Consider the following 23,763-nt stretch of genomic DNA (forward strand, 5'->3'; position numbering starts at 1 on the left):
CTACGAGATCGTCCGCCGCGACACCACCCGCCGCGAACACCACGTGACCACTGAGAACGGCATCGGCCGAATCGCGAGCGACCTCATCATCTGGCTCGCCGCCCGCGACTTCCAAAACACGGCCTAGGGGCCGTGTCCCGTCCGGCCTCCGGGCGAGCCAAAAACCGTTATCGCGGGCGCCCTCGGCCCGTCTCCTCGGCAGACCCGGTGCGCGACCGGCTTGCGGCACCGGCCGTGGGGCCGGCCGTGGGACCGGTGTGCACCAGAGCGACGTAAGGTGCACATACGTACGAGAAAGGGCTTTCGTGGACGGGCGCCAGTGGAGTTCCACCATCGCTGCGGCGCAGGCCGGTGACCGGCGGGCGCTGGACGAACTGGTCGCGGGCTGGCTGCCGCTGGTCTACAACATCGTCGGCCGGGCCCTGAACGGTCACGCGGACGTCGACGACGTCGTGCAGGAGACCATGCTCCGGGCCGTCGACAACCTCGGTTCGCTGCGCGACCCGGACAGCTTCCGGTCCTGGCTCGTCGCCATCGCGATGCGCCAGATCAGGGACCGCGCCCGCCGCCGTACGACCGACGCGCTGCGCGACGAGACCGCCGACGGGGCCGCCGACTTCGCCGAACTCACCGTGCTGCGGCTCCAACTGGAGGGGCAGCGGCGCGAGGTCGCGGAGGCGGTGCGCTGGCTCGACGACGAGGACCGGCAGCTGCTGTCGCTGTGGTGGCTGGAGGTCGCGGGCGAACTCACCCGGCGGGAGCTGGCGGCGGCCGTCGGCATCAGCAGACAGCACGCGGCCGTCCGCGTCCAGCGGATGAAGGAGCGCCTCGAAGCCTCGCGCGGAATCGTACGGGCGCTCGACGGCGCCTGCCCCGACCTGCGCGAACTGACCGTCCGCTGGGACGGCGACCCCGACTCCGTCTGGCGGAAGCGGCTGGCCCGGCACATCAGGGGCTGCGCCTACTGCGCGAGCCCGGGCGAGGCGGTCGTCGTACCGGCGGAACGTCTCCTCGTCGGCATCGCCCTCGTCCCGCTGCCCGTCGGCTTCACCCTGTCGCTGGCCCTCGGCGGCAAGACGGCCGCAGCCGCCACGGCCGCCACCGCGTCCGTCGGCTGGTCGGGCAAGGTGCTCGGCGCCCTCACCAAGCCCGCCGTCGCCCTGAGCGCCGGGGCGACGATCGTCGCGGGCGGCGCGTATGTCGTGACGCACCCCGCCGAGGACCCGCCACCGGCCGTCGCTGCCCCCACGGCCCGCGCCCAGCTCCAGACGCCCACCACCGCCCCGCCCGGCACCCCGTCGGTCACACCCTCGGCGTCCCCGTCCCCCTCCGCCTCCCCTTCGCCCTCCCCGTCCGCGACCCCGACGAAGACAGCCACGTACGGCACGGTCGTCGACGCCGTCGACCCGGCACCCGACCCGAACGCCCTGCCCGCGGCCCTCCCGCACCGCACCGAGTCCGGGATCACCAGCACCGGCGGCGCGCACGCCACGATGAACCACCGCGGGGACAGCGTCACGCTCAGCGGCAAGGGCTATGTCCTCGTGCGCTGGCAGATCTCGCCGCAGTACCGTTCCGGCAGCCTCGTCATGCCGGCCTGGACGGCCCTGAAGGGCAAGCTCTTCCACGTCGCCTCGGGCGGGGGCCGCCGGATGGACGACGGCGTCAGCAGCACCGACACCTCCGCGACCGGCATGGGCAGCACGACCACCGGCTACGCGGTCCTGCCGGCCGGCACCCAGCAGATGTGGCAGAACGAGTACTTCTACGTCGACGGCAGCGTCACCCTCACCGTGAACGAACGCGGCGCCGACTACGGCCTCAACGTCTTCCCCACCACCTGGGAGAAGGTCGAGGAGGACGTGACCGGCGGACCTCCCCGGGGCGCCACCCGCTACGGCCTGGTCCGCGACACGGGCGGCGACGACACCCCCGTACCGCAGTACGTCACCCGCTCCGCCCCGGCCGATCCGGCGACCGTCGCTCAGGCATCCCGAGTGTAGTGCTCCGGGTGGTTCTCCTGGGCCGCCATGACCTCGTCGCCGTGCTCGAAGGCCCAGACGCCGAACGACTCGATCGGGGCGAGCAACGACCTTCCCAGGTCGGTGAGTTCGTACTCCACGCGCGGTGGCGAGCCGCCGTACGCCCGGCGCCGGACGAGCCCGTTGAACTCCAGCCGCCGCAGTGTCTCCGTCAGCACCTTCTGGCTGATGCCGCCGATCCGCTCCCGCAACTCCCCGTGCCGCACGGGCCCTTGGCGCAGCGCCCACACCACCACCGCGTTCCAGGTGTTGGCGAGCAGATCGAAGGCGAGCCGCGCCCGGCAGTCGGCGAGGAAGGGGAACGGCGGTTCGGCGTCCGTGGTCACGTACCGAATGGTGCCCGAACAGCCTTCTACCGTCGGGCACATGGAGACGAGAAGGCGACTGGGAATTCTTGGTACGGGCGGAATGGCGGACGCCCTGGGCAGCCGGTGGGCGCGCGCCGGTCACGAGGTCTTCGTCGGCGGCCGGAACTCCGGACGCGCGGCGGCCCTCGCGCAGCGCATCGGGGCCGTCGGCTTCGGGGAGTTGGGGGCGGCGGCGGAACACGGCACCGACGCCGTACTCCTCGCGCTGCCCCACCCGGTGGCGGCGGAGGCGATCGCCGCGCTCGAAGTCCCGCTGCGCGGGCGGGTGTTGATCGACTGCACCAATCCGGTGGGTCCGGGCTTCGCCCTGCTGACGGCCGACGGCCCCTCGGCGGCCCGGCGCATCGCGTCCGCCGCGCCCGCCGCCCACGTGGTCAAGGCGTTCAACCTGTGCCACGAGGACGTCTGGCGGCTCACCCCACCGGTCTTCGCCGGCCGCCCGCTCGCCGTCCCCCTGTGCGGCGACGACGAACACGCGCTGTCCGTCGTACGACAACTCGTCCGCGACCTGGGCTGCGAGCCGCTGAACGCCGGGAACCTGGACCGGGCGGCCCTCCTGGAGGCGACGGCGGCGCTGCTCATCGGCCTGTGGGTGGGGGAGGGGGCCGACGCCCAAGCGATCGCGCCACCAAGGGAGTTCGCGGGCGGTGGACGGGCCTGACCGGCGGACCACGGAGCCGCCCCCGGCCCGCTACCCCTTACGCAGTGCGCACAGCGCGTCGATGCGGTTCGTGGTGATCGAGTCGACGCCCACGTCGAGCAGGCGTCGCATGGCGCGGCGGGTGTCCGGGGTCCACACCGACAGCAGGTAGCCGTCCCGGTGCACCCGTGCCGTGAGGGTCCGATCGACCAGCGCGAAGCGGTAGTTGAGCCAGCGCGGGCGCACCGCGGCCAGCAGGGCCGGGCGCGGCGGTGCGAGGGTCTTCCAGGTCAGGGCGATCTCGGCGGACGGGTCGGCCGCGCGGACGGCGAGCATCGCCGGGGCGTCCCCGCAGTAGTACGCGCGGTCGTCCGCCGCGCGCTCCCTGACCACGTCCACCACCCGCCGTACCGCCCGCGCGTCGGGCGACCCCGGCAGATCGATCAGCACCCGGCTGCCCCCGGTCGCGGCCAGCGCCTCCGCGAGCGTCGGCACCCCACCCGCCGTCAGACCGCGCACCTCGGCGGCCGACAGCGCGGCCAGCGGCCGGTCCTGCTGCCACAGCCGCTTCAGCGTCGCGTCGTGCAGCAGCACCGGTACGCCGTCCCGGGTGAGCCGTACGTCGAACTCGACCGCGTCCGCGCCCTGGTCGAGCGCGGAACGCAGCGAGTCGGTGGTGTTCTCACGGACGCGATAGGGGTCGCCGCGATGGGCCACGGCGGTCACGTTCTGCATGGGGCCATTGTGCTTGGCAGGGGGAGGGGAGTCGCTCAGGGGGCGAGCCACGCCGAGGTGTACGTGTCGATGCCCTCGGCCAGCGCCGCTTTGCCCGCCGGGTCGAGGAAGGAGGCCTCGACGGCGTTCTTGGCGAGGTCCGCGAGACCCCACTCGTCGAGTTCGAGCAGCCGCGCGGCCACCGCGTACTCGTTGTTGAGGTCCGTGCCGAACATCGGCGGGTCGTCGGAGTTGATCGTGACGAGTACGCCCGCCCGCACGAACTCCTTGATCGGGTGCTCGTCGAGCGTGCGCACCGCGCGCGTGGCGATGTTGGAGGTCGGGCAGACCTCCAGCGCGATCCGCTGCTCGGCGAGGTGCGCGAGCAGCGCGGGGTCCTGCGCGGAACTCGTGCCGTGCCCGATTCGTTCTGCGCGCAGGTGGTTCAGCGCGTCCCAGACGGTCTCCGGCCCGGTCGTCTCGCCCGCGTGCGGCACCGACCGCAGCCCGGCGGCGATCGCCCGGTCGAAGTACGGCTTGAACTGCGGCCTCGGTACGCCGACCTCGGGCCCGCCGAGCCCGAAGGAGACCAGCCCCTCCGGCCGCAGCCGGTCGTCCGTGGCGAGCCGCACGGTCTCCTCGGCCGCCTCAAGGCCGGCCTCGCCCGGAATGTCGAAGCACCAGCGCAGTACGGTCCCGAACTCGGCCTCGGCCGACTTGCGGGCGTCCTCGATCGCGTCCATGAAGGCCCGCCCGTCGATCCCGCGCCGGGTGGAGGAGAACGGCGTGACGGTCAGCTCGGCGTACCTGACCTGCTGCCGGGCCAGCTCACGGGCCACCTCGTAGGTCAGCAGCCGTACGTCCTCGGGGGTGCGGATGAGGTCCACGACGGACAGGTACACCTGGATGAAGTGCGCGAAGTCCGTGAACGTGAAGTAGTCGGCCAGGGCTTCCAGGTCGGTGGGGACCTTGGAGTCGGGGTGGCGGGCGGCCAGCTCCGAGACGATCCGCGGGGAGGCGGAGCCGACGTGGTGGACGTGCAGTTCGGCCTTGGGCAGCCCGGCGATGAAGGCGTGGATGTCACGGGCGCCGGCTGCGGCGGGCTGGTGGTGGTCGCTCAAGGGTTCCTCCCCGGGAACGGCGCCCCGGCCTGTGCGAAGGTCCGCGGGACGCGGGTGATCGGCTGATCGATGACTCGGGGATCATCGTAGGCCGGGGCCCTGGGAGGCCGCCCGCGGATTCCCTCCCGGGGCGGGCGAGGGGTTGGGCGAGGGCGCGGGGAGGGCGTGGGGGAGCGCCGGCCGGGCAGGGATGGCGGAGGTGCCCCGCCGCCCGGTGATCCAGGGCCGTAGCATGACGGAACGCACGAACGAGGGGACCACACGCATGTCCGACGCCGCGCAGCCGCCGCAGTCACCGGAGAACCTCCCCGCTGAGGGGACGGGGCCCGAGGGCACGCCCGCCGGCGAGGGCTCCGCGAACGGCAGCGCTGCCCGGGTCCCGCTGGACAAGTCCCCGGCCGCCTCCGCACCCGCCGCTGGCGGCGGCACCCCGGCTCCCGGCCCCGAGTTCGACCCCTGGGCGCCGCCGGCGGAGAACTCCCCGGGCACCGGTTCCGACGGCGCCGGCACCACGCTGTTCTGGGACGACGCCGGTACGACCCCGCCGCCGCCCTCCGTCCACAGCCACCCCACGGTCACCTCGGCCCCGGCGACGCCCCCGCCCGGGTCGGCTCCGCAGGCCGCCCAGACCTGGGCCAACCCCTTCGCCCCGCCCGGCGCTCCCGTGGCCGGCGTCCCCCAGGACAACCCCTTCGCGCCGCCGGCCCCGCACGGCTCCTACGCCCAGCCCGCCGCACCCGGCGAGCCGGTCCCGCCGCCGCCCATAGCCCCCGACGGTCCCGGCCACGCCCCGTACTCCTACCCCTCCGGTCCGGGGTACGGCTACCCGCAGCAGCCCGGACACGTCGGTGGCGGTCCCGTGTACAGCCCGCCCCCGGACTACCGCGGCGCACCCGGCTACGGCTGGGCTCCCATGGCACCCCAGCCGAGCAACGGCATGGGCACGGCCTCGCTCGTCGTCGGCATCGTCTCGGCCGTCGTCTTCTGCCTCTGGCCGCTGGCGATCATCCTGGGCATCCTCGCGGTGATCTTCGGGGTGATCGGGCGGGGGAAGGCGCGCAAGGGGGAGGCGACGAACTCCGGCCAGGCGCTGGCCGGGATCATCTGTGGTGGGGTGGGGATCGTGGTGGCTGCGGCGTTCGGGGTCATTGTGATCGCGTTCGACGACAGTGGGTCGAGCACGAGTGACGACGGGTACTCGACCTCCTCCTTGTCCTCCTCCGTGTCCCAGGGGTTCTAGTTCGAGGGCCGAGCCACGGGGGCTGGGGCTGGGGCTGTATTTCGGCCGCAGGGGTGTTGTGGCTGGTCGCGCAGTTCCCCGCGCCCCTTTGGGGCGCTCCTCCTAGGCTCCTCGTAGCTTCTCCCTCGCTGTCATCAGGGCGAAGCCCAGCAGGTTGAGGCCTCTCCAGCGCTCGGGGTTCTGTGCCGCCTCGTCGTCCGCCGCCAGGCCTATGCCCCAGACCCGGTCCACGGGGCTCGCCTCCACCAGGACGCGCTTGCCCGTGCCCAGGAGGTACTCCCGCAGTTCGGGGTGCGCGGCGAACTTGTGGACGCTGCCCTCGACCACGATGCCGAACCGTTCGCGCTCCCACACGGCCTCGTCGAAGCCGCGCACCAGTCGGCCCGCCCTCTTCGCCAGTGCGGGGCTCCGTGCCGTGATCGCCTGGTGTTCCGCCTCCGGGTCCTCGAAGAGGCGGGCCTTGGCGGCCATCATCCAGTGCTCCGCCGTCGCGTACTCGACGCCCGCCACGGAAAACGTGGCCGGCCACCACTGGCTGAGACAGCTCGCCCCGACGCGGCCGTCCGGGCGTGGCCGGTGGCCCCAGAAGTGCAGATACCTGACCCGGGCTCCCGCACGGATTTCCCTGGTCAGAGCCTCCCTGGAGGCGATCTGCCGGGAATCATCCGACTTGGCCGGGTTCGACTGGTTATTCGCAAGTTTCCCCATGCGTGCGAGTCTGGCAGTGACCACTGACAACGCGCCCTGTGTTTTGCCGTCCGACTGGACACCTCGTCGACAGATTCCGTCGCGTAACCAAAAGGCAACAACGGAATCACTTGTTGGAGTCCACTTACTCTGTCAGGATCGGCACTCAAATCGACCTGGAGCTACGTTGACCCCCACATTTCGGGGCGGGCGACGGAGGAGAGCGACATGCACAATCCGGGCCATCGCTTCCCGGCACAGGAGAGGCTCGCGGCCGGCGCCCAGTACATCGCCGGCCGGCTGACCCACGGCACCTCCGGCCGTACGTTCGCGGTCGTCGACCCCGCCACCGGCGACGAGGTCTACACGTATGAGCTGGCCGGTCCCGCCGACGTGGACGCCGCCGTCGCCGCCGCGCGTGCCGCCTTCCCGGGCTGGGCCGGGGCCACCCCGGGCGAGCGTTCCGACGCGCTGCACCGGTTCGCCGCCGTCCTCGCCGAGCGCGCCGAGGAGTTCGCCCGTGCCGAGTCCCTGCAGTGCGGCAAGCCGCTCAAGCTGACCCGCGAGTTCGACGTGCCGGGGACGGTCGACAACACCGCCTTCTTCGCGGGCGCCGCCCGGCACCTCCAGGGGCAGTCGGCCGGGGAGTACTCCGGTGACCACACTTCGTACGTCCGCCGGGAACCCATCGGTGTCGTCGGCTCCATCGCGCCCTGGAACTATCCGCTCCAGATGGCCGCGTGGAAGATCCTCCCGGCGATCGCCGCGGGCAACACGATCGTGCTCAAGCCCGCCGAGCTGACCCCGCTGACCTCGCTCCTCTTCGCCGAGGCGGCCACCGCGGCCGGGATTCCGGACGGGGTGGTCAATGTCGTCACCGGGACCGGCAAGGAGGCCGGTGAGCATCTCGTCGGGCATCCCGATGTCGCCATGACGTCCTTCACCGGGTCCACGGCCGTCGGCAAGCGCGTCGCCGAGGTCGCCACCGCCACCGTCAAGCGGCTCCACCTGGAGCTGGGCGGCAAGGCACCCTTCGTCGTCTTCGACGACGCCGATCTCGATGCCGCCGTCAACGGCGCCGTCGCGGGCGCCCTCATCAACACCGGGCAGGACTGCACGGCCGCCACGCGCGCGTACGTGCAGCGCCCGCTGTACGAGGAGTTCGTCGCGAGAACAGCCGCCCTCATGGACACCGTCCGGGTCGGCGATCCCTTCGCCCCGGGCACCGACCTCGGGCCGCTCATCTCGCACGCCCAGCGTGACCGGGTCGCCGGATTCGTCGAGCGGGCGCGTGCCTACGCGCGCGTGGTGACCGGCGGCGAGGCTCCCCAGGGCGAGCTGAAGGGCGGCGCCTACTACCGGCCCACCCTGGTCGCCGATGCCGCCCAGGACAGCGAGATCGTCCAGTCCGAGATCTTCGGGCCCGTCCTCGTCGTACTGCCCTTCGACAGCGACGACGAGGGCATCCGGCTCGCCAACGACACGCCCTACGGGCTCGCCGCCTCCGCCTGGAGCCGCGACGTCTACCGGGCGAACCGCGCCACCCGCGAGATCAAGGCGGGCTGTGTGTGGGTCAACGACCACATCCCGATCATCAGCGAAATGCCCCACGGCGGGTACAAGGCGTCCGGCTACGGCAAGGACATGTCCTCGTATTCGTTCGAGGAGTACACACAGATCAAGCACGTCATGTTCGACAACACCGCGGTCGCCCGGAAGGACTGGCACCGCACGATCTTCGGGGACCGCTGACCGGACACAGGCCGACCGACCAGCGGCCGAACCATCCTCCCGAAAGGGCACCAGCGCATGGAGCAGTACGAGCCCGACCGCCTCTCCCCGGCCCAGATGGCCGCCATGCGGCGCAGCTTCCGAAACGGCAGGGCCGCCCTAACCCGCAGGTCCCTGCTGCGCGCCTCCGCGGGCGGCGCCCTGGTGGCCGGCGGCCTCGGTGCGCTGACCGGCTGCGGCATCCCCGCGGCCGGCCAGACCGAGGGAGGCGTCTCCGCGGACGACCACTCGGCCAAGGAGAAGACCGTCAACTTCTCCAACTGGACCGAGTACATGGACGTCGACGAGAGCGAGAAGCACCACCCCACGCTCGACGCGTTCACCGAACGGACCGGCATCAAGGTCAAGTACACCGAGGACATCAACGACAACGTCGAGTTCTTCGGCAAGATCAAGCCGCAGCTCGCGGCGGGCCAGGACACCGGCCGGGACATCATCGTCCTCACCGACTGGCTGGCCGGTCGGCTCATCCGCCTCGGCTGGGTGCAGAAGTTGGACGCGTCGAACCTCCCGCACGCGTTCGCGAACCTGTCCGAGCAGTTCCGCAGCCCCGACTGGGACCCCGGCCGCGCCTACTCGTACCCCTGGCAGGGCATCTCGACCGTCATCGCCTTCAACAAGAAGGCGCTCGACGGCGTCGAGGTGAAGTCCGTCTCCGACATGCTCGACAACCCCAAGCTCAAGGGGCGCGTCGGCTTCCTCTCCGAGATGCGCGACAGCATCGGCATGACCCTGCTCGACATGGGCAAGGACCCGGCGAAGTTCACCGACGACGACTACGACGCGGCCATCGCCCGGCTCCAGAAGGCCGTCGACAAGGGCCAGATCCGCCGCTTCTCCGGCAACGACTACACCGCGGACCTGACCTCGGGCGACTTCGCGGCCTGTATCGCCTGGGCCGGGGACGTCGTCCAGCTCAAGGCGGACAGCCCGGACATCGACTTCATCATTCCGGACAGCGGCTACATCACGTCCAGCGACAACATGCTGATCCCCAACAAGGCCCGCCACAAGACGAACGCCGAGCGGCTCATGGACTACTACTACGAGCCCGAACCGGCCGCCGAACTCGCCGCCTACATCAACTACGTGTGTCCCGTCGACGGCGTGAAGCCCTACCTCGCGAAGATCGACAAGGACGCGGCGAACAACCCGCTGATCATCCCCGACGCTGCCATGGCCGCGAAGTCCCACGCCTTCCGGTTGCTGAGCCAGAAGGAAGAGACGGCGTACGAGGAGAAGTTCGCGAAGTTGACAGGGGCGTAGCCCCGCCTGCCCCAGCGGTGCGACACCCCTCCGACTCCCCAAGGACCACACCATGACCAGCACAGACACAGACCACGGCGGCGACGTCCGGCTCTCCGGGATCAGCAAGGCGTACGGCACCTTCACCGCCGTGCACCCCCTCGACCTCACCATCCCGCAGGGCTCCTTCTTCGCCCTGCTCGGCGCCTCCGGCTGCGGCAAGACGACCACCCTGCGGATGATCGCCGGGCTGGAGGAACCTTCCGCCGGGACGGTCTACCTCGGCGAGCAGGAAGTCACCCATCTGGCGCCATACAAGCGGCCGGTGAATACCGTCTTCCAGTCGTACGCGCTTTTCCCGCACCTTGACATCTTCGAGAATGTAGCTTTCGGCCTGCGCCGGCGTGGCATCAAGTCGGTGAAGAAGCAGGTCGACGACATGCTGGACCTCGTCCAGCTGGGCGAGCAGGCCCGCAAGAAGCCGCACCAGCTCTCCGGCGGCCAGCAGCAGCGCGTCGCCGTCGCCCGCGCGCTGATCAACACCCCCAAGGTGCTCCTCCTCGACGAGCCCCTCGGCGCCCTCGACCTCAAGCTGCGCCGCCAGATGCAGCTTGAGCTCAAGCGCATCCAGACGGAGGTCGGCATCACCTTCGTCCATGTCACGCACGACCAGGAGGAGGCCATGACGATGGCCGACACGGTCGCCGTGATGAACGCGGGCCGGGTCGAACAGCTCGGCTCGCCCGCCGATCTGTACGAGAACCCGCAGACGACGTTCGTCGCAAACTTCCTCGGCACCTCCAACCTCATCGAGGCCGAGGTGGACGCCAAGAGCGGCGACGAGATCGTCCTCAAGGCGGGCGGCGGCAAGCTCCTGCTCCCCGAGGCGCGCTGTTCGGCGCCGACCAGAACCGGCGGCAAGGTGCTCGTCGGGGTCCGCCCCGAGAAGATCTCCCTCACCCACGCGGCCGACGCGGGGGACATCCCGGCCGGCCGCAACCGCATCACCGGCAAGATCGCCGACACGAGTTTCATCGGCGTCTCCACGCAGTACGTCATCGACAGCCCCGTCTGCCCCGAGTTCGAGGTGTACGTCCAGAACATCGACCGCGACGCCCGGCTCACCCCCGGCGCCGAGGTCGTCCTGCACTGGAACCCGGCGCACACCTTCGGCCTGGACGCCGACCAGGACATAGACGCAGGCGTCGGCTCGGTCGACGAGGAGGCGGCTGCCTGATGGCCACCGCGACCCCGGACGCGCCGCCTCTGGCGCCCGCGCCGGCCAAGAAGCCGCCGCGCAGGAGAGGCCGCTGGACGCCGTACTGGCTGCTCCTGCCCGGTCTGCTCTGGCTGTTCGTGTTCTTCGCGCTGCCGATGGTCTACCAGGCCTCCACGTCCGTGCAGACGGGCTCCCTGGAGGAGGGCTACAAGGTCACCTGGCACTTCGCGACCTACTGGGACGCCCTCTCCGAGTACTGGCCGCAGTTCCTGCGCTCGGTCCTGTACGCGGGCGCCGCCACGATCCTCTGCCTGGTGCTCGGGTATCCGCTCGCGTACCTGATCGCGTTCCGCGCGGGCCGCTGGCGCAACCTGATCATGATCCTGGTCATCGCGCCGTTCTTCACCAGCTTCCTGATCCGTACGCTCGCCTGGAAGACGATCCTCGCGGACGGCGGCCCGGTCGTCGGCGCCCTCAACTCGCTGCACGTCCTGGACGTCACCAGCTGGCTCGGCATCACGGCCGGGGACCGGGTGCTGGCCACCCCGCTCGCGGTGGTCTGCGGTCTGACGTACAACTTCCTGCCGTTCATGATCCTGCCGCTCTACACCTCGCTCGAACGCATCGACGGACGCCTGCACGAGGCGGCCGGCGACCTGTACGCCAGGCCGTTCACGACCTTCCGCAAGGTCACCTTCCCGCTGTCGATGCCTGGGGTCGTCTCCGGCACGCTCCTCACCTTCATCCCGGCGAGCGGCGACTACGTCAACGCCGACCTGCTCGGCTCGACGGACACCCGGATGATCGGCAACGTCATCCAGACGCAGTTCCTGCGCATCCTCGACTATCCGACGGCCGCCGCGCTCTCCTTCATCCTCATGGCGGCGATCCTCATCATGGTCACCCTCTACATCCGCAAGTCCGGGACGGAGGACCTGGTCTAAATGGGCTTCCTGAAATCCATCGGACGCTGGCTCAAGAGCCATTTCGTCGTCATCGCGGGACTCATCACCCTCGGCTATCTCCTCCTGCCGAACGTCGTCGTCACGGTCTTCTCCTTCAACAAACCGAAGGGCCGCTTCAATTACGAGTGGCAGCAGTTCTCGACCGACGCCTGGCGCGATCCCTGCGGGGTCGCCGACATGTGCGGCTCGCTCTCGCTGAGCCTGCGGATCGCCTTCTGGGCGACCATCGGGGCGACCGTCCTCGGCACGATGATCGCCTTCGCACTGGTCCGCTACCGCTTCCGCGCGCGGGGCGCCGTCAACTCCCTGATCTTCCTCCCCATGGCGATGCCCGAGGTCGTCATGGCAGCCTCGCTGCTCACCCTGTTCCTCAACCTGGGCGCCCAGCTGGGCTTCTGGACGATCCTGATCGCCCACATCATGTTCTGCCTCAGCTTCGTCGTCGTCGCCGTCAAGGCACGCGTGATGTCGATGGACCCGAGGCTTGAGGAGGCCGCCCGGGACCTCTACGCGGGCCCGGTGCAGACCTTCGTACGCGTGACCCTGCCCATCGCGGCCCCCGGGATCGCCGCGGGCGCGCTGCTCGCCTTCGCGCTCTCCTTCGACGATTTCATCATCACCAACTTCAACGCGGGCTCGACCGTCACCTTCCCCATGTTCGTCTGGGGTTCGGCACAGCGCGGAACGCCCGTTCAGATCAATGTCATCGGTACGGCCATGTTCCTGGTCGCCGTACTGCTCGTGCTCAGTGGAATGGTCATCGGAAATCGCCGCAACAGGCAGAAGGCGTAACCCGAAAAATTCTGTAGGGAGTTGAAATCATGGCCCCAAGCGCCATGACCCATGGAAATGTGAATCGCTGGACGAAATCCCTTTCGGACGCCCAGCCGGTCGCGTACTGGCTGGACGACCCCGGAAAGCCCCACCCCGAGCCCGCCCTCACCGGCGGCGAGAGCTGCGATCTGCTCGTGGTGGGCGGCGGCTACAGCGGGCTGTGGACCGCGCTGATCGCCAAGGAGCGCGACCCCGGGCGGGACGTCGTGCTCGTCGAGGGCCGCGAGGTGGGCTGGGCCGCCTCCGGCCGCAACGGCGGCTTCTGCGCCGCCTCCCTCACCCACGGCCTGGCCAACGGCCTCGCCCGCTGGCCGGACGAGATCCACCAACTCCAGGAGATGGGCGCCCGCAACCTCGACGAGATCGAGAAGGCGGTGGCCCGCCACTCCCTCGACTGCGACTTCGAACGCACCGGCGAGATCGACGTCGCCACCGAGCCACATCAGGCGGCCGAACTCCGAGCCTGGCACGAGGAGCTGACGTCCCAGGGCCTCGCAACCGGCACCGAGTTCCTGGACACGGAGGCGGTACGGGACCAGGTCGCGTCCCCCACCTTCCTGGCCGGCCTGCACGACCGCACCGGCGTCGCGATGCTCAACCCGGCGAAACTGGCCTGGGGACTGAAGCGGGCCTGCCTGCGGCTGGGCGTCCGGGTGTACGAGCACACACCGGCGCTCACGCTGCGGCCGTACGGCGCGGGCATGGCCGTACGCACCCCTTACGGGTCGGTCCGGGCCCGCCGGATCGCGCTCGGGACGAACATCTTCCCGAGCCTGGTGAAGCGCGTGCGGGCGTACACCGTCCCCGTCTACGACTACGCGCTGATGACCGAACCCCTGAGCGAGGAGCAGCTCGCCTCGGTCGGCTGGCGGGGGCGGCAGGGGCTCGGGGACAGCGCCAACCAGTTCCACTACTTCCGGCTGAGCGCCGACAACCGCGTCCTGTGGGGCGGTTACGACGCGATCTATCAGTACGGCGGCCGGGTGCGCGCCGAGTACGACGACCGGCCGGAGACCTACGCCAAGCTGGCCGGCCACTTCTTCACCTGCTTCCCGCAGCTGGAGGGCGTCCGCTTCACCCACGCGTGGGGCGGCGCGATCGACACCTGCTCGCGCTTCTCGGCGTTCTTCGGCACCGCGCACGGGGGGCGGGTGGCGTACGCGGCGGGGTTCACCGGGCTCGGGGTCGGGGCGACGCGGTTCGGGGCGGACGTGATGCTGGATCTGCTGGCGGGGGAGCGGAGTGCGCGTACGGCGCTGGAGATGGTGCGCAGGAAGCCGTTGCCGTTTCCGCCGGAGCCGTTCGCGTGGACGGGGATCGCGTTGACGAAGTGGTCGCTGGCGCGGGCCGATGCGAATGGGGGGCGGCGGAATGTGTGGCTGAGGGCGATGGATCGGTTCGGGTTGGGATTCGACAGTTAGTCAGGTTGTCCGTTCGCTGCGGGCAGGTGGGGGCTTGTCGCGCAGTTCCCCGCGCCCCTCAAGGGGCGCGCACGCCTGGCTTGATCACCGTGACCTGGTTCACTACCAATAAGTAGCGGAACCCGCGTAATGGTCCCGGGAGACCTCCCTCTCCCTCGTGAACGCGATCGGCGTTCACGAGAAAAGGGAGGTCCTCTCATGACAGGGGCGAAAACGGCGGTCGAGTGGCTGGCGTCCGTTGCTCCGGATCCCGAGGCCTGCCGGTGGGAATGGGAGCGCAATCCCCTGGGGATCGCGTTGCTGCCCGCCGGCAAGGCCTGGGACGTACTGATCCTGCCGGGCGAACTCGGCTACCCCACCCTCGACGTCCTCACCCGGGTCATCGACCAGCCCGGCCCGGTGCTCGTCGACTTCGGCGACTCCCGGATGGGGTTCTTCGTGCCGCCGGGCACGGCCGCCCGTTGGCTGGGCACGGGGGTGCGTACGGCGGGAAACGGCACCTGGATCGTGGTGCCGTACCCGAACCGCGCGACCGGCGGCGTCCGTTGGCTGATCCCACCGGACGGCTCGGGCACCCTCACCGATCCGGCGCTCCTCGAACTGGCGATGCACGAGGCGGCGGCGAGCCTGGCGACCGACGAGGACAGGTGATGACAGTCACCCTGTGACCACCACCCTGTGACCACGCTCTCGTCGGCCGTCCGTGCGGCCGACGCGAACCGTGGCTTCAGGGCGAGGACGAGGGGGAGGCCGAAGACGAGGGCGAGAGGGGTCTGCGGCTGACGAAGAGTCGCAGCAGGATCAGCAGTGCCCCGCACAGACACCAGCTCGCCACCACGTCCAGCGGCCAGTGGAAACCGCGGACGACCAGACCGACCGGGACGGCCACGTTGAGGGCGAGGCAGCCGGTCAGGGCGAGGCGGCGGGCGTACGTACGGCGGAGCCACGGCAGGAGGAGCAGGGTGGCGGAGCCGTAGGCCACGACGGCCGTCGCGGTGTGCCCGGACGGGTAGAAGCCGGTGCCGGGGCCCATGACCGGGGGCCCGGTCCGGGCGACGAGTTCCTTCATCGGTACGACGATCAGCGGGACCGCCGCCATCAGCAGGGCCGCGGCGACCGGTTCGCGCCACCAGCGTTCCGCACCGGACCGACGCGCGCACCGGCCGACGTACACCAAGGTGGCGAGAAGGACGGGAACGGCGACCTCGATGTTGCCGAAGTCGGCGAGGAGGGCCCAGAAGCGGTTCGGGTGGACCAGGGAGTCGCTCAGACGTTCGTCCGCGCGGGCGAGGGGGCCGTGGACGGCGACCTGCCAGGTGATCAGCGCGAAGAGGAGGACCGCGAGGGTCAGCAGGGCGAGGAGGAGGAGAGAGTTCGACCGGCCCGGAACAGGGGGGAGAGTACCGGGCCGGTCGATCAGATCGGGTCGTCGCACGCCCCGGGGGGTTTGGGGCGGGCGACTGTCCGATCGGTGAGGAGACCCGGAGCCGGAAGCTCCGGTTGTGTGCGCGAGGGCACGACCGGATCGAAGCTGGGGAGGCCCCGACCAGGTGCCGTCCGCGGTTTCCCGCGGCCGGGGTGTATCTCTCATCTGGGTAGAACCTACGGCAGGGGAGGCGGCGGAAACAGGCCGACAGGCCACCCGCCATCCACCCCGCACACCTTCTTCACACGCTCTGACGGCGCGCGCACGGGCTCCCCACGGGCCCGGAAACAAGCGGAATCCGGGCGGGCGGGCCGGTACGAACGGGAGCCGGGAAGAGGCGGCGGGAGCCATGGCGACCTCAGATGCTGGTGAAGGCCTGCTCGATGATGTCGAGGCCCTCGTTGAGGAGATCCTCCCCGATCACCAGTGGGGGAAGGAAACGGAGGACGTTGCCGTACGTGCCACAGGTGAGGACCAGCAGACCCTCTTGGTGACAGGCCTTGGCCAGAGCCGCGGTCGCCTCCGGGTGGGGCTCCTTGGTGGTGCGGTCCTTGACCAGTTCGATGGCGATCATGGCACCGCGCCCGCGGATGTCACCGATGACCTCGAACTTGTCCGCCATGGCGGACAGCCGCGCCTTCATGACGCCCTCGATGCGCTTGGCCCTGCTGTTGAGATCGAGTTCCTTCATGGTCTCGATCGAGCCGAGGGCGCCGGCGCAGGCGACGGGGTTGCCGCCGTAGGTGCCGCCGAGGCCACCGGCGTGGGCGGCGTCCATGATCTCCGCGCGCCCGGTGACGGCGGCGAGCGGCAGCCCGCCGGCGATGCCCTTGGCGGTGGTGATCAGGTCAGGCACGATGCCCTCGTCCTCACAGGCGAACCACTGTCCCGTACGGCAGAACCCGGACTGGATCTCGTCGGCGACGAAGACGATGCCGTGGTCGGCGGCGAACTGCCGAACGGCCGGCAGGAACCCCTTGGCGGGCTCGATGAACCCGCCCTCGCCGAGCAGGGGCTCGATGATGATCGCGGCGACGTTCTCGGCCCCGACCTGCTTGCTGATCTGGTCGATCGCCTGGGCGGCGGCCTCGGGCCCGGCGTTCTCGGCCCCGGTCGGCCACCGGTACCCGTACGCCACGGGCACGCGGTACACCTCGGGCGCGAACGGCCCGAAGCCGTGCTTGTACGGCATGTTCTTGGCGGTGAGGGCCATCGTGAGGTTGGTCCGCCCGTGGTACCCGTGGTCGAACACGACGACGGCCTGCCGCTTGGTGTACGCCCGCGCGATCTTCACGGCGTTCTCGACGGCCTCGGCACCGCTGTTGAAGAGGGCGCTCTTCTTGGCGTGGTCGCCCGGCGTCAACTCGGCGAGCGCCTCGGCGACCTCGACGTACCCCTCGTACGGCGTGACCATGAAACAGGTGTGCGTGAAGTCGGCGAGCTGGGCGGTGGCCCGGCGCACGACGGCCTCGGCGCTGGCGCCGACGGAGGTGACGGCGATCCCGGAGCCGAAGTCGATCAGGCGGTTCCCGTCGACGTCCTCGATGATCCCGCCGCCCGCCCGAGCGGTGAAGACGGGCAGCACGGAACCGACCCCGGCGGCGACCGCGGCAAGCCGCCGGGCCTGGAGCTCCTGCGACTTCGGGCCAGGGATGGCGGTGACGAGGCGGCGCTCCTGGGGGAGGGAGGTCATGAGGGGCTCCTGGGGGCGTGACGGAAGCTGGTCTGGGGCGAGGGCCGACCGACGCGGGACGTTCGCCACGGCACTCTGCCTCTTCGCAGGCTAGGCCTGGGGGGTGGGGGCGGGCATGCACCGTTTGGGAGTGATGGGGGTGTGTCGTTGTCCTTGATGGACAGAGGGCGGGGCGGGGACTGGGCGCCGGGGGTGGAGGGGCTTGTCATGGCTGAGGTCGTGGCGGGCATGCCGGACCAGGGTCGGCTCGACGACGTCGACATTCGACGCCTTCGAGCGCAAGGTCACGGACGGCGGCACGCAGTACGCGTACGACTCCCTGGACCGGGTCCAGACCCGGGGCACGACGACGCTCACCTACGACGGAGGCTCCAACAACCTCGCGAACGACGGTACGACCACGTACAACCGCACACCGGAGGGCGCTCTCCTGTCCTACGCGGCAGGCACCACCGGCCAACTGGCCCTGACGGACCGGCACACCGACCTGGTCGGGGGGCTCAACGCGGATGCGACGCAGGTCACCGGCTCCACGTCCTACGACCCGTTCGGCACGGAGACCGCGACCAACGGGACCACTCCGGAGGTCGGCTACCAGTCCGGCTGGACGGATCCGACGAGCGGGGACGTCAACATGGCGGCGCGGTGGTATCAGCCGGGGACGGGGGCGTTCTCGTCTCGGGACACCTGGCTGCTGGACCCGGGTTCGGCAGCCGAGGCCAACCGGCAGGGCTACGCGAACGGCGACCCGGTGAATGGGACGGACCCGACGGGCCATGTGTGCGCGTGCGGTGGCGGCAACATCTACAGCGCCAGGTCCGCGGGCTCCGGCAACCGGCGCGGGGTTGCCGGGAGGGGTTCCGACCTCGCACCGAAGGGCTACGTCTCGCGCGGCCAGAGCAACCGGGGACGCACGACGTCCACGGGCGGTTCGGGCCGCCGCTACAACAGCAGCACGCAGGGCCAGGCCCGCAAGAACAACGCGGAGCTGCGACGCCTTGAGACGCGGTACTCGGGGAAGACCGGTACCCGCACCCGCACCGGTAGTGGAAGCGGGGGCAGCAGCGGTCGCGGCTGCACGTACGGCTGCTCGAACTCCACGAGGTATCGCAACACCGGCACGACCCGGGGCAAGGGGAGTCCGCGGGGCGGCACCACTCGCCCGCCCAAGCCGCCCACACCTCAGAACCCGAACCGCGGCAAGAACCCGACGCCGGCACCTACTCGGCCGGTGCCTAAGCCGCGGGTGGATGTGGCCCGGGTGCAGCAGCGGACCGTGGAACGGGCTGTGGTGGTGGATCAGCGGGCGGTCATCGAGATGATCTGGGATACGGCAGCGCTGTTTGAGCCGAACTCCCTGCCTGGCCCTTTCCTCGACGAGGCTCGGAACCCCGGCGGCGATTCCAGGAGCCCTGGCGAATGCGACGACCAAGCTGGTGAGAACGCCACGGGTAACATCACGTATTTTCCGAGGGAGCGGTTTCGTCCCGGGCCGGACGGCTGTCGGGCCACGGGTATGGTGGCGAATTTCGCGGGGCCCGAGGACATGGTGGATGGAACGAAGACCGCGTGGAAGGCTGACTGTGAGAGTGGTCAGGTGACACCGCCTGACTTCTACAGCCTTCCTCTCGGGCGTAATCGTGCGCGCGGACATCTGGCTGGATGTCAGTTCGGGGGATCCGGCACTGATCTGCGTAACTTGGTGCCTCTGCATCGGGTCGCCAACAGCCCTGTCATGAGTAAGATTGAGAATCGAATAGCGGGGGAAATACGGCTTCGTCAGGCCGTCCACTATGAAGTGACTCCCATCTATACGAATCCGGCGTCTGGAGTTCCGAGCCTGATCCATATGGAGGCGAGTGGGAACCGAGGTATGGACGTCGACTGCTATGTCATCAATACGCAGGAGGAGAATTCGGCTATTTGCTCCTCCGAAACCTATGGAAGGTGATCTCGATGTCAGATTATCTGGAGTCTCTGCTGGGGGACAGGGAGAGGTTTCGGCCAGCCGCCCCGGAGTCGTGGAATGCCATTGAGGATTGGCTTGGGAAGACGCTTCCTGTCGACTACAAGAAATTTGTTGATGGATATGGTGATGCAATTTTCTGGAGTCACCTCTTTGTTCCGCATCCGGCAGGGGGGGATCCGCTGCTGAAATTTATGCAGGAAGAGAGGCGATACCTTCACGATTCATATGCGGAAGTTCTTGATATTCCGGACGCGGTGCGGGAGTCCTGGGAGTATGTCGTGCCATGGGCTTATCATGATTGGAACGGTGATGTCTGCTTGCTGGTCCCGGGAGTGGATGATGACCAATGGAATGTTGCTGTGGCGTTCCGTCAGTGTCCTGGCTTTTTGTGGGTCGAAGGAGGTGTTTCTGAATTCTTGCGAATCATTGTGAGGGAGAAGAAATTTCCTCGCGGATGGCCCGCAGGGGATGTGCGGTGGCAGTCCATGCCTGATAGCCCCTTGGTTTGACGGGGTTTCAAAATTGGGTGGCCAACGCGGTGTCGGTCGGCGCGGGTGCGGGCACAGGCGGGCAGGTCTCACAGCCGTTCCTCGGTGATCTAGGCGGTTAGTGAGGTCACGCCGATGGCCCCGGCATCGATGCGCGGATGGCATCGCTGGGATCTCCAGCCGTGAGGGTTTCGTGAGTTCCCTGTACAGCTGATCAAAGGGGTAGCGGAGAAACGCGGTACTCGGGGAAGCCCCGCACCGGCACCCGCGCCAGTAGTGGAAGCGGGGGCAGCAGCGGTCGCGGCTGCACGTACGGCTGCTCGAACTCCACGAGGTATCGCAACACCGGCACGACCCGGGGCAAGGGCACTCCGCGCGGCGGCACCACCCGCCCGCCCAAGCCGCCCGCCTACCTGGGAAACCGGCCCCCGGGGAGTGGGTCAACGCCTGTCATCTCCTGAATGATCCTGGGGTTGAAGATCACCTGGCTTCCTACGGGAACCAGGTGAGAGTCGCAGTCGGCCAGGGGCAGATTGCCCGTCTCCTGCGAGACAAGCGCGAAGGGCACTCTCCATGGAAAGGAGAAAGGCGAGTAAGGCATCATGCGTAACGAATTGGGACAGTTGAGGGGAGTCTTGTCGCTACTCCAGGAGGGAGGGGTGGCTGGGGACGCGGTGGACTGGGAGGGTGCAGCGGTCGCACTCGGTGTCACGTCGTTTCCCGGTGACTACCAGGAATTCGTTTCCGCTTTCGGCGCGGGATCCATTGAGGAGAGCCTCTTTGTTTCGATTCCGCGCCCTGGGGTGCCGGCTGCGGCCCTGACGGTTGGGCGCTTGCCGGAATCCGTCCTGCAGTCGAATGCGATGCACCTGTGGCAAGAGCCCGGTGACGGTTCTCGGCACCGGTTGGAGGACATGCTCGTCTGGGGCCAGACGAACAGTGCGGACAGCCTGTGCTGGGTGACCTCGGACCCCGACCCGGACCGATGGCCTGTTGCGGTGTGGGAGCGTCAGGGAGGCGGGTGGAAAGTCCATGACTGCGGGATCGTCGAATTCCTGCTCCGGCTGTTGCGGGGCGAGTTCTCCGAGTGCCCTGTGAGCGACGAAGCTCTGTGGGGAGTACAGAGGGCTCGATTCTTGAATTTCCGGGACGAGGAGCGTCTTCTGGGCACGGGTGTGAACCCTTGGACCGGTAGGCCGCTCAATAGGTTCGACTGAGCGTGCTTCCCACTGCCAGCTGTTCGGGCTGGGGCACCCCTCGACGCCCTCGCACACCACCACTCGTACAGACACTCGGGCTCGATGGCCGGTCGAGCGGTGAACTCCCCTTGCCGGGGCGTTAGATTGACGTCTGATGGCTGATGGTGGGCGGAACGGCTGGTCAGGGGGCAAGGCGATGGACAGCGACGGTACGCAGGACGCGCGGGGTACGCATGCGAGTCCTGTGCCGCGTCCGGCGGGGGCGCCGGGTGGGTCGTCCGTGCCGCCTCGGCCTGTTCAGGCGCCCCGGGCCGTTGAGCAGGGGGTGCCCGGGCGGGTGTCCGTCGCCGCGTGGCTCAATGAGGTTCGGCCCGCGGCCAAGCCCGGGATCTGGCGGTACGGGTATCGGTTGCCCAAGGGGGCGCAGGCGGCTGAGCGGCTCTCGCCTGTCACCGTTGTCGGGTTGTTGGTGCCGTTGGTCGTCGGGTTGTTCCTGTGGTCCGTGTGGCGGCGTGGGGCCATGCCCTACCAGTGGGTGCTGCTCAAGCTCTTCACGCCGGAGGACTGGTGGTGGGGCGGCACCGTCGCGCCCAAGGGGTGGGAGGGCAGTGCCGCTGTTCTCGTCTACAACGGTTTCTTCTTTCTCGTGCTCCTCTATGCCATGGGGCGGCTCGGGAGTTGGCCCGACATCGCCCGGCACTTCGTGGGGCGCCGGGCGCAGCCCGCGCGGGCGTTGCTCGCGCTGCTCGGGGCCGTCGTGACGCTCAGTTTCGTGTTTCCCGACGCCTTTCCCGGCGCCGGCTGGGACGCCCTGCCGATCGTCGACGCCGTCGTCGCCCTCGTCGCCCTGATCTCCGGCGGGTTCGACGTGTTCGGGTCGAACCTGTTCAAGTTCGGGCTCTATACGGTCATTGGCCTGCTTGTGGTGTGGCCGTTCGCGCGGGTCGGGGGGTGGTGGGCCTACGCCAAGGAGCGGCTCGCCTCTCGTAAGGCCGCTGCCGGACCCACCGGGCCCGCCCCCGCCGACCGGCCCCGTGAGCAGTGGCCCGATCTCCGGGAGGCCGGGGAGTACGAGGCCGCCGAGCTGCTCACCGGGGAGGTGAGCGGCGGTCGTATGAACGACGTCGACTGTGCCCGAGTCGAGCACAAGTGGGCCGTCGCGCGGCGGGACGGGGCGCTCGCCGGATTCCGGGACACCGTGCTGCGGCAGGGCGCGGCGGCCTGGGCGCACCCCTCCGGCGCCCGGGACCTGGAGCGGCGTACCGCGCGGCACGATCTGGCCGTGGGACAGGTCCGTATCGGACGATGGGTGGCCGCCGAGCGGGCGCCGCTCGTCTATCACGGTGCCGGAGCCGCGCTCGGGCCCGAGGTGCTCGGGACCTCGCTGCTCGCGATCGGGCCGTCCGGAGCGGGCAAGACACGGCGGCTCGTCGAACCCGTGACCGAGGCGCTGGCCCTGCGCGCGCTCACCGGGCAGTGCGCCTTCGTCACCGTGTCCGCGCCCGGAACGCCCGTCGCCGCCGACGCCGCGTTCGACGTCGTCGTACGCATAGGGGATCGGGACTCCGTGTACGACCTCGATCCGTATGCCGATTCCGACGATCCCGACGAGGCCGCCGCCTTCCTCGCCGAGGCGCTGGTCGGCGACCTTGACACCGTCGGTACCGAGAGCGCAGCCACCGCGCTCGCCCAGGTGCTCGGCCCCTACCGGGCGGCGCACGGACACTTCCCGGCCCTGCCCGTGCTGCGCGAACTGCTGGAGAGCGACCCCGCCGCGCTCACCGCCCTGCGGGACGCGCTCGCGGGCGACGAGTCCGCCGTCATGCGGCGCGAACTCGACGTACGCATCCGGCAGTCGGCGAGCCCGGCGGACGTCGGCCGGGTCGTCGCGGACCGGCTCGCGCTGCTCAACCGGCCCGTCTTCGACGGCTTCTTCGGTGGCGGCGGCTCCGCTCGGCCCTTCTCGCTGCGCGCCCTCGCCCAGCATCCGCTGCGCGTCCGCGTCGACCTGCCCGAACACGGGCACGAGGAGGCCGCCCGGTTGATCACCCGGCTCGTCCTCGCGCAGTTCAGCGCCGTCGTACGGGACGGACGGCGCCCGCACTTCGCCTGCCTGGTCCTCGACGACGCGACCGGGACGGTCACCGCCGGTTCCGTACGCCGTATCCAGCGGATGCGCTCGCAGAACGCGGGCGTCGTGCTCGCCCTGCGGACGATAGGGGATGTTCCGGAGGCGCTGCACGGGCCGCTGTACGGCGCCGTCGGCTGCCGTATGGCCTTCTCCGGGGTGACGACCTGGGACGGCGGCCGGTTCGCGCAGGCCTGGGGCACGGCGTGGGTGGAGACCCGGGACGTCGCCAAGCACACCGTCTTCGCCGATCAGCCCATGACCCGCGCCATCCACGCGCTGCGCAAGCTGGTCACCGGCAAGGCCGTCACGACCGACGCGGTGACCGTACGTACGGTCGAACGCGAGCGCTGGTCGGCGTCCGAACTGGCGCACGAGGTGCCGCCGGGGCACGCGGTGCTGTCCCTGACGACCGTCGAGGGCGAGCACGCTCCTCCGCTGCTGGTGGATCTGCGGGGCTGACGCGTACGTATGACGTATTGGGTGCGCGGTACGTACGGTGAGGCAGAATCGGCACAGGTCGTTCATACGTGGCGGCCAAGAGTTCACCGAGTCCCCACAGATCTGAAGGCC

19 protein-coding genes and 1 pseudogene are annotated in these 23,763 nt (G+C 69.8%); 14 read left to right on the top strand and 6 right to left on the bottom strand.

The annotated features are described in order from the left end of the window. Window positions 1–305 precede the first annotated feature (305 nt). Complete coding sequence (locus tag CW359_RS38910; protein ID WP_105974951.1) at window positions 306–2,003, top strand: RNA polymerase sigma factor; 1,698 nt, start codon at window positions 306–308, stop codon at window positions 2,001–2,003. Here CW359_RS38910 and CW359_RS38915 read toward each other — a convergent pair. After that, window positions 1,985–2,368 (bottom strand): winged helix-turn-helix transcriptional regulator, encoded by a 384-nt coding sequence (locus tag CW359_RS38915; protein WP_232838799.1) that lies wholly within the window; start codon window positions 2,366–2,368, stop codon window positions 1,985–1,987. The genes CW359_RS38910 and CW359_RS38915 overlap by 19 nt on opposite strands. Before the next feature lie 40 nt (window positions 2,369–2,408). Between CW359_RS38915 and CW359_RS38920 the strand changes: the two genes are divergently transcribed. Continuing rightward, the gene (locus CW359_RS38920) at window positions 2,409–3,071 is read left to right on the top strand and encodes an NADPH-dependent F420 reductase (RefSeq protein ID WP_232838800.1); all 663 of its coding nucleotides are present in this window, start codon (window positions 2,409–2,411) and stop codon (window positions 3,069–3,071) included. 30 nt (window positions 3,072–3,101) lie between these two features. Here the strand turns inward: CW359_RS38920 and CW359_RS38925 are convergent, their stop codons facing one another. After that, a complete protein-coding gene (locus CW359_RS38925) occupies window positions 3,102–3,785 on the bottom strand; it encodes a glycerophosphodiester phosphodiesterase (RefSeq protein ID WP_105974952.1) in 684 nt (227 codons plus the stop codon). 35 nt (window positions 3,786–3,820) lie between these two features. Further along, window positions 3,821–5,004, bottom strand: a pseudogene (locus CW359_RS38930) (adenosine deaminase). Between the two features lie 113 nt (window positions 5,005–5,117). On the opposite strand from CW359_RS38930, the gene CW359_RS46935 reads away from it, so the two are divergent. Further along, window positions 5,118–6,125: a DUF4190 domain-containing protein gene (locus CW359_RS46935; protein WP_232838801.1), complete on the top strand. Its 1,008-nt coding sequence runs from the start codon at window positions 5,118–5,120 to the stop codon at window positions 6,123–6,125. A 102-nt stretch (window positions 6,126–6,227) separates the two neighbouring features. Here the strand turns inward: CW359_RS46935 and CW359_RS38940 are convergent, their stop codons facing one another. After that, the gene (locus CW359_RS38940; protein ID WP_105974954.1) at window positions 6,228–6,833 is read right to left on the bottom strand and encodes an NADAR family protein; all 606 of its coding nucleotides are present in this window, start codon (window positions 6,831–6,833) and stop codon (window positions 6,228–6,230) included. A 207-nt stretch (window positions 6,834–7,040) separates the two neighbouring features. Between CW359_RS38940 and CW359_RS38945 the strand changes: the two genes are divergently transcribed. The 7 genes from CW359_RS38945 (at window position 7,041) to CW359_RS38975 (ending at window position 14,938) form a co-directional block, all read left to right on the top strand. After that, window positions 7,041–8,564 (top strand): gamma-aminobutyraldehyde dehydrogenase, encoded by a 1,524-nt coding sequence (locus tag CW359_RS38945; protein ID WP_105974955.1) that lies wholly within the window; start codon window positions 7,041–7,043, stop codon window positions 8,562–8,564. 57 nt (window positions 8,565–8,621) lie between these two features. After that, the gene (locus CW359_RS38950; protein WP_105974956.1) at window positions 8,622–9,869 is read left to right on the top strand and encodes a polyamine ABC transporter substrate-binding protein; all 1,248 of its coding nucleotides are present in this window, start codon (window positions 8,622–8,624) and stop codon (window positions 9,867–9,869) included. A 52-nt stretch (window positions 9,870–9,921) separates the two neighbouring features. Continuing rightward, window positions 9,922–11,085, top strand: a complete 1,164-nt coding sequence (locus CW359_RS38955) for an ABC transporter ATP-binding protein (RefSeq protein WP_105974957.1) — start codon at window positions 9,922–9,924, stop codon at window positions 11,083–11,085. Next, entirely contained in the window at window positions 11,085–12,011 is a 927-nt protein-coding gene (locus CW359_RS38960) for an ABC transporter permease (protein ID WP_105974958.1), read from the top strand. The genes CW359_RS38955 and CW359_RS38960 overlap by 1 nt, the downstream gene beginning before the upstream one ends. Beyond that, window positions 12,012–12,824 (top strand): ABC transporter permease, encoded by an 813-nt coding sequence (locus CW359_RS38965; protein ID WP_105974959.1) that lies wholly within the window; start codon window positions 12,012–12,014, stop codon window positions 12,822–12,824. It abuts the gene before it with no gap. 29 nt (window positions 12,825–12,853) lie between these two features. Continuing rightward, complete coding sequence (locus tag CW359_RS38970; protein WP_105974960.1) at window positions 12,854–14,287, top strand: NAD(P)/FAD-dependent oxidoreductase; 1,434 nt, start codon at window positions 12,854–12,856, stop codon at window positions 14,285–14,287. Between the two features lie 198 nt (window positions 14,288–14,485). Next, complete coding sequence (locus CW359_RS38975) at window positions 14,486–14,938, top strand: bifunctional DNA primase/polymerase (protein ID WP_105974961.1); 453 nt, start codon at window positions 14,486–14,488, stop codon at window positions 14,936–14,938. A gap of 76 nt (window positions 14,939–15,014) precedes the next feature. On the opposite strand, the gene CW359_RS38980 is transcribed toward CW359_RS38975, so the two are convergent. Then, the gene (locus CW359_RS38980; RefSeq protein ID WP_332875044.1) at window positions 15,015–15,722 is read right to left on the bottom strand and encodes a phosphatase PAP2 family protein; all 708 of its coding nucleotides are present in this window, start codon (window positions 15,720–15,722) and stop codon (window positions 15,015–15,017) included. 349 nt (window positions 15,723–16,071) lie between these two features. Continuing rightward, a complete protein-coding gene (gene gabT, locus CW359_RS38985; protein WP_105974963.1) occupies window positions 16,072–17,406 on the bottom strand; it encodes a 4-aminobutyrate--2-oxoglutarate transaminase in 1,335 nt (444 codons plus the stop codon). Window positions 17,407–17,608: 202 nt separating this feature from the next. On the opposite strand from gabT, the gene CW359_RS38990 reads away from it, so the two are divergent. The 4 genes from CW359_RS38990 (at window position 17,609) to CW359_RS39005 (ending at window position 23,652) form a co-directional block, all read left to right on the top strand. After that, window positions 17,609–19,357: an RHS repeat-associated core domain-containing protein gene (locus CW359_RS38990; RefSeq protein ID WP_105974964.1), complete on the top strand. Its 1,749-nt coding sequence runs from the start codon at window positions 17,609–17,611 to the stop codon at window positions 19,355–19,357. A gap of 5 nt (window positions 19,358–19,362) precedes the next feature. Continuing rightward, window positions 19,363–19,884 (top strand): SMI1/KNR4 family protein, encoded by a 522-nt coding sequence (locus CW359_RS38995; protein ID WP_105974989.1) that lies wholly within the window; start codon window positions 19,363–19,365, stop codon window positions 19,882–19,884. Between the two features lie 638 nt (window positions 19,885–20,522). After that, a complete protein-coding gene (locus CW359_RS39000) occupies window positions 20,523–21,080 on the top strand; it encodes a hypothetical protein (RefSeq protein WP_105974965.1) in 558 nt (185 codons plus the stop codon). 178 nt (window positions 21,081–21,258) lie between these two features. Beyond that, window positions 21,259–23,652, top strand: a complete 2,394-nt coding sequence (locus CW359_RS39005; RefSeq protein WP_105974966.1) for a type IV secretory system conjugative DNA transfer family protein — start codon at window positions 21,259–21,261, stop codon at window positions 23,650–23,652. Window positions 23,653–23,763: the final 111 nt, after the last annotated feature.

The organism is Streptomyces geranii, from assembly GCF_002954775.1.
In the GTDB taxonomy this organism is placed as follows: Bacteria; Actinomycetota; Actinomycetes; order Streptomycetales; family Streptomycetaceae; genus Streptomyces; species Streptomyces geranii.

What these genes read in the sequence shown, in the direction of transcription:
- CW359_RS39005 (WP_105974966.1), top strand. Translation starts at nt 21,259, where the DNA reads ATGGACAGCGACGGTACGCAGGACGCGCGGGGTACGCATGCGAGTCCT.
- CW359_RS38925 (WP_105974952.1), bottom strand. Translation starts at nt 3,785, where the DNA reads ATGCAGAACGTGACCGCCGTGGCCCATCGCGGCGACCCCTATCGCGTC.
- CW359_RS38955 (WP_105974957.1), top strand. Translation starts at nt 9,922, where the DNA reads ATGACCAGCACAGACACAGACCACGGCGGCGACGTCCGGCTCTCCGGG.
- CW359_RS38950 (WP_105974956.1), top strand. Translation starts at nt 8,622, where the DNA reads ATGGAGCAGTACGAGCCCGACCGCCTCTCCCCGGCCCAGATGGCCGCC.
- CW359_RS38920 (WP_232838800.1), top strand. Translation starts at nt 2,409, where the DNA reads ATGGAGACGAGAAGGCGACTGGGAATTCTTGGTACGGGCGGAATGGCG.
- CW359_RS38945 (WP_105974955.1), top strand. Translation starts at nt 7,041, where the DNA reads ATGCACAATCCGGGCCATCGCTTCCCGGCACAGGAGAGGCTCGCGGCC.
- CW359_RS38940 (WP_105974954.1), bottom strand. Translation starts at nt 6,833, where the DNA reads ATGGGGAAACTTGCGAATAACCAGTCGAACCCGGCCAAGTCGGATGAT.
- CW359_RS38970 (WP_105974960.1), top strand. Translation starts at nt 12,854, where the DNA reads ATGGCCCCAAGCGCCATGACCCATGGAAATGTGAATCGCTGGACGAAA.
- CW359_RS38975 (WP_105974961.1), top strand. Translation starts at nt 14,486, where the DNA reads ATGACAGGGGCGAAAACGGCGGTCGAGTGGCTGGCGTCCGTTGCTCCG.
- CW359_RS38995 (WP_105974989.1), top strand. Translation starts at nt 19,363, where the DNA reads ATGTCAGATTATCTGGAGTCTCTGCTGGGGGACAGGGAGAGGTTTCGG.
- CW359_RS38960 (WP_105974958.1), top strand. Translation starts at nt 11,085, where the DNA reads ATGGCCACCGCGACCCCGGACGCGCCGCCTCTGGCGCCCGCGCCGGCC.
- CW359_RS46935 (WP_232838801.1), top strand. Translation starts at nt 5,118, where the DNA reads ATGACGGAACGCACGAACGAGGGGACCACACGCATGTCCGACGCCGCG.
- CW359_RS38965 (WP_105974959.1), top strand. Translation starts at nt 12,012, where the DNA reads ATGGGCTTCCTGAAATCCATCGGACGCTGGCTCAAGAGCCATTTCGTC.
- gabT (WP_105974963.1), bottom strand. Translation starts at nt 17,406, where the DNA reads ATGACCTCCCTCCCCCAGGAGCGCCGCCTCGTCACCGCCATCCCTGGC.